At 61.5% G+C, this 4,555-nt stretch carries 7 protein-coding genes; all 7 read right to left on the minus strand.

The features are described from left to right. Nucleotides 1-686, minus strand: a 686-nt coding sequence (locus tag AUC71_RS15050; protein ID WP_069624895.1) for a PQQ-dependent catabolism-associated beta-propeller protein, incomplete at its 3' end; no start/stop codon positions are given. Beyond that, on the minus strand, nt 659-985 hold the full coding sequence (locus AUC71_RS22965) for a YVTN family beta-propeller repeat protein (RefSeq protein ID WP_069624896.1): 327 nt from the start codon (nt 983-985) through the stop codon (nt 659-661). The genes AUC71_RS22965 and AUC71_RS15050, both read right to left, overlap by 28 nt. A gap of 25 nt (nt 986-1,010) precedes the next feature. Then, on the minus strand, nt 1,011-1,523 hold the full coding sequence (locus AUC71_RS19810; protein ID WP_083238461.1) for a type 1 periplasmic-binding domain-containing protein: 513 nt from the start codon (nt 1,521-1,523) through the stop codon (nt 1,011-1,013). Next, complete coding sequence (locus AUC71_RS18190; protein ID WP_083238462.1) at nt 1,448-2,341, minus strand: ABC transporter substrate-binding protein; 894 nt, start codon at nt 2,339-2,341, stop codon at nt 1,448-1,450. The genes AUC71_RS19810 and AUC71_RS18190 overlap by 76 nt, the downstream gene beginning before the upstream one ends. A 304-nt stretch (nt 2,342-2,645) precedes the next feature. Continuing rightward, complete coding sequence (locus AUC71_RS15065; RefSeq protein ID WP_204376751.1) at nt 2,646-3,164, minus strand: c-type cytochrome; 519 nt, start codon at nt 3,162-3,164, stop codon at nt 2,646-2,648. A gap of 369 nt (nt 3,165-3,533) precedes the next feature. Beyond that, a complete protein-coding gene (locus AUC71_RS20445) occupies nt 3,534-3,671 on the minus strand; it encodes a hypothetical protein (protein ID WP_204376752.1) in 138 nt (45 codons plus the stop codon). Further along, the gene (locus AUC71_RS20450) at nt 3,668-4,054 is read right to left on the minus strand and encodes a hypothetical protein (protein ID WP_204376753.1); all 387 of its coding nucleotides are present in this window, start codon (nt 4,052-4,054) and stop codon (nt 3,668-3,670) included. The genes AUC71_RS20445 and AUC71_RS20450 overlap by 4 nt, the downstream gene beginning before the upstream one ends. Between the last annotated feature and the right edge of the window lie 501 nt (nt 4,055-4,555).

Below are 4,555 nucleotides of genomic sequence, written 5' to 3' on the forward strand. Positions count from 1 at the left end.
GGCATGACGGCGACGCCCCAAGGCAGACGCCCGACCGGCACCGATTTCGCGGCCTTCAAGGTTTCCGCGTCGATCACCGTCAGATCGTTGGTGAGACCGTTGGCGACATAGTATTTCTTGTAGTCGGGGCTGAACTCGCCGTGCCACGGACGCTGGCCCACGAGGACATAATCAATGACTTCCTTCTTCTTCGCATCGATCACCGCCACGCGGTTGGCCGGGCCCAGCGGAACGAAGACGCGGCCATGGTCCTCGTCGAAGTCCATGCCGACGGGCTGAAGCTGCTCAGGGCGCAAACCCGGAACCTCGAAATTGATTTTCTTGACGACTTTCCAGTTCTGCGGATTGTCCCAATCGCTGGTGTCGACGATGGAGACCGTGCCGCCGATCTCCGAGGAGACCCAAAGCTCCTTCATGTCCTTCGAGAACTTGACCTCGCGTGGGCGGCTGTCGACGAGGATGTTGCCCACCAGCTTGATGGTCTTGTTGTCGATGATATGCGCCATGCTGGTGCTCTCGGACGTGGCGGCGGTGTAGCGGTCGTCCGGACTGACGATCATGCCTTCCGGTTCGACGCCGACGGGCACCTCGCCCAGAACCTCGCCGCTGCCGATGTTCATGACGGTGACCAAGCTATCGTCCTCATTGGCGATGTAGATCACGTCACCCTTGGAATCGACGGCCATGAGCTCGGGATCGGTCCCGATTCCAGCGTGCGCACGACTTCCAGCTTTGCGGTGTCGACAACATCGATGATGTCGCCATCGCCGGCGGCCACGAACAGCTCCTTGTTGTCCGGGCTCAGGACGATGCCGCGCGGGCGCCGCGCGGTCTCGACGGTCTTGATCGTCTTCAGGGTCTCGCCGTCGATGACGGTGACCGTGTTGTCCTTCTCGTTGGAGACGAAGATGGTCTCGGCGTGGGAAGGGACGGCGAACAGAAGCAGCGCCGCAGCGGAGGCCCCGGCAAGACTGATACGAGTCATGGGTCTACCTTCAGTTGGATGGGCATTAGAACTTGCATTTGGACTCAGGCTTATCGAAGCCGAGCGTATCGGTGAGATTGGTCTGGTGCAGGAAGCCGTCCTGGGGCGAGGTCGAGACCGGGACACGCGTGCCGCCGCCGAGAATGATCGGCTGGCGCATCTGCTGATCCCAATCGCGGAAGCTCAGCGCCTGGCCCTTGAAGGCCTCGAGCTTGAAGTCGTCGGACAGCATGTATTTCTTGACGTCCTTCGGCTTGACCTTGCCGGACTTCATGGCGGCGTCGGCGAGTGCGCGGAACCCGAGCCAGGCTGTGTAGTCGCGCTCGACCGGCTTGCGGTTGGCAAGGCGCGGGATGGCGTTCTGGAAATGCATAGCGCCGGATTCCGTGTAGGACTTGTCCCACGCGGTTGCCTGGAGCCCTTGCGTGCCGACCACGGGCCGCGGCGTATAGGTGCGGTACATCAGATAATCGCCGAAATCGTCGTCGCTATTGATGACCCAGACCACGTCGTGCTCCGGCGCGCTTTCGGTCTCCATGGGCATCTGCGTCTGGATCTGCTGATGGCCGGAGTCGAGGTTTCGCGCGCCGGGCGGCAGGTCGTAGACATGGTCCTCGACCACCTTGCCGCCATAGCGGGCGGCCGACGCTTCACCTGGGCCAGATAATCCTGATCCTTTTCGGTGTCACGGCGGATGACGAACCAGCGGGGCCATTTCTTCCAGATCAGATATTGCGCAAGCGCGTCGGCCCGCATGGCGTAGTCAGGAATGATGTGGAAGACGTTCCTGCGGCATTCTTCCTGGCGCAACTTCGTGGCGCTGGAACGGATGTTCAGGATGAGCGCGTTCTTGGCCTCCGGCAGATCGGCCACGGCAAGCAGATCGTCGGGCTCGAGGTCGGCGAGGATGAAGCGGTGGCCGGCGGCCAATGCCTCCTTGGCCTTGGCGACGACGTCGCCGTCCTTGGGCACGATGCCCTCTTCGAGCTTGAACTCGTAGCCGATGAAATTGCCGGCCTGGTTTGCCTCCTTCTCCATGAGGCGCGCACCCTGGATGCCTTTGTCGGTGATGATCTCCTCGGCATAAGAGAGCGGCAGCGGCTCGTCGTATTCCTTGCCGAGGTAGTAGACGCGCATCAGCTTCTTGTCGCCGGCCTTGTCCTTGGCGGGCTTGTCCTCGGCGGGCGCGGGAGCCTTCTCGGCCGCCTCGTCGGGCTTGGCGGGCGCTCGGTGGCTTTGGGCGTGTCGCTGGCTTGGGGCGTTTCGCTGGCCGGGGGCGCATCCTGCGCGGCCACAACGGCGCTTGCGGCAATCGTCGAGATGAAAAAGACACCGGCGAGCACCGCTCCCAACCAAGGAGCGCGCGGGTCACGGGAAAGGGGCGGAGGCAAAGGCTGCATGTCTCTCTGACGTTTCCGGTTATGGGAGGTGTTCCGGAGCTGGGCGCTCTTCTGTCTCAGACCTGCTACCGATTGGCAATGCGCACCGCACAATATGGCAACCAAATCGCCAGCGGACCGAGCTGGAATTCTTGAACGAATATATGGACTTCGGCCACGCCCTTCCAGGCCGTGGTAAAAACATTACCAATGTTTCAGGAAGCAGAAAGGCCGCCGGCCCGAGGGCTGCGGCGGCCTTCCGAAATCCAAATTCGCGCGCGCTATTCGCCCGGGGTCTGTGCCGGCGTGCTCACCTTCTCCATGGAGCTCGGGTTCTTCGTACGGATGAAGGCGATGACCTTCCAAAGATCATCGGAGGTCTTGATGATGGTCCCGAAAGGCGGCATCGGTCCGACCACCACTTCCGTGCGGACGCGCTTGTAGCCCTGCTTCTTGAGCTCGTCGGTGCCAAGAGCGATCAACCTGAAAACCGTGTCGTCGTCGGCGCCATAGACCCAGGCGTCATTGGTGAGCGGCGGGCACATGCCACCGCCACCGCCACCGCCGTGGCAGCCGTTACAGCTAAAGGACAGATATTTCTTGTGCCCAATCTCGGCCATCGCGTCGACATCGTCGTTGTAGGGGTTGTGCAGCCCGCCGATGGGCGTTTTCTCGATCAGCTCGAGCGGCGGGGTCTGGTCATCCTTCGGACAGCACTCCTCTGCCGTGGCCGTCCCAGCAATCAGGCTCATGCCGCCAACGAGGACGGCGGCCAGTACTCCAGTGATAATCTTGCTCACGATTTCGGTTTCCTTACCCTAGGGATGATCTTGGGGCGATAGAGTCGCGCAGGCGCATCGCCCGCTGCGCTTCAGCACGTTCGCAGTCGGCGGCCGAAAAGGCATTGGCCTTGCCGGACCGTCAAAGATGTCGGTGATTCTCGCTAGACCCAGACCAGCCCCAACAACGCGTCACCGTCTTAGACCTACGGCGTGGCTGGCGAGCGGAAACATTCCCCGCTCCTCACGGGCACCATGGCAGCCGCCGCAGCGGAAGGAAAGTCATAAATAAGTGCCTGGCCGCGGCCTCAACGTGCCACGCAAACAGAAAGGCCGCCGGCCCCGAGGGGCGCAGCGGCCTTTCAAATCGACGTCGCGGTGGCGCGAGCGCTATTGGCCCGGCGTCTGCGCGGGCTTGTCCACGTTCTTCACAGAACTCGGGTTCTTGACGCGCATCCAAGCGATGACCTTCCACAAATCGTCGGAGGTCTTGATGATGTTGCCAAAAGGCGGCATCGGACCGGTCACGATCTCCTTCCTGACGCGCGTGTAGCCCAGCTTTGGAGATCGTCCGAGCCAAGGGCGATCAGACGAAACAGCGTGTCGTCGTCAGCGCCATAGACAAAGGTGTCGTTGGTCAGCGGCGGGCACATGCCACCGCCGCCGCCGCCGCCATGGCAGCCATTGCAGCTGAAGGAGAGGTACTTCTTGTGACCGACTTCCTCCATGGCCGCGGTATCGTCGTTATACGGGTTGTGCAGACCTCCGATCGGCGTCTTCTCGATGAGCTCGAGCGGCGGCGTCTGATCGTCCTTCGGGCAGCACTCCTCTTCCGCCATGGCCTTGAGGCCAAATACGCTCACGGCGCCCAACAGAACGACCGTCAGTACTCCAGTGATGATTTTGCGCACGTTTCGTTTCCTTACCCTAGTTGCTGTCTTCGTTCAGCCTATCGAAATCAAAAAGCCAGCCGGCTCAGGGAGCCGGACTGACGCGCCGCCAAGGGAGCAAGCGCGCACGGGCGCCAACAAGGCTTCGACGCCCGGTTTCGTCACGAACAACTATGGGAATGGGAACGCCACAGGCGGCCCCTCGCGGTCGGCGAGCGGCCCCTGTCTCGGGCTTGGACCCTGGGAACGGATCACCTACCCCTACGGCAGAGCCTTCAGAGCGGCTTGCCGAATTGTCCCTCACGGTCGCGATGGCGTATCCTCCGTGAACCCATGCTGTCTGGAGCTTGCTTCCCATCAGGGACAATGAGGAATGCTCTCTTGGGCACTATGGCCATGCTCTAATTCGTCATAATCCAAATTCCAGAGAGCGCAAAGGGAGGCCCGCTGCGTCATTATGCCTTCCTTAACGGTACCCTCCAAGGTCTTGATTTATTGGGTAATTTCGAAGTCCATGCCCTC

This window comes from Methyloceanibacter marginalis (assembly GCF_001723295.1).
Taxonomy (GTDB): Bacteria; Pseudomonadota; Alphaproteobacteria; order Rhizobiales; family Methyloligellaceae; genus Methyloceanibacter; species Methyloceanibacter marginalis.

Bases quoted from the DNA above. Each gene is read 5' to 3' on its own strand.
- AUC71_RS22965 (WP_069624896.1), bottom strand. From the start codon at position 985: ATGACTCGTATCAGTCTTGCCGGGGCCTCCGCTGCGGCGCTGCTTCTG.
- AUC71_RS19810 (WP_083238461.1), bottom strand. From the start codon at position 1,523: ATGGAGACCGAAAGCGCGCCGGAGCACGACGTGGTCTGGGTCATCAAT.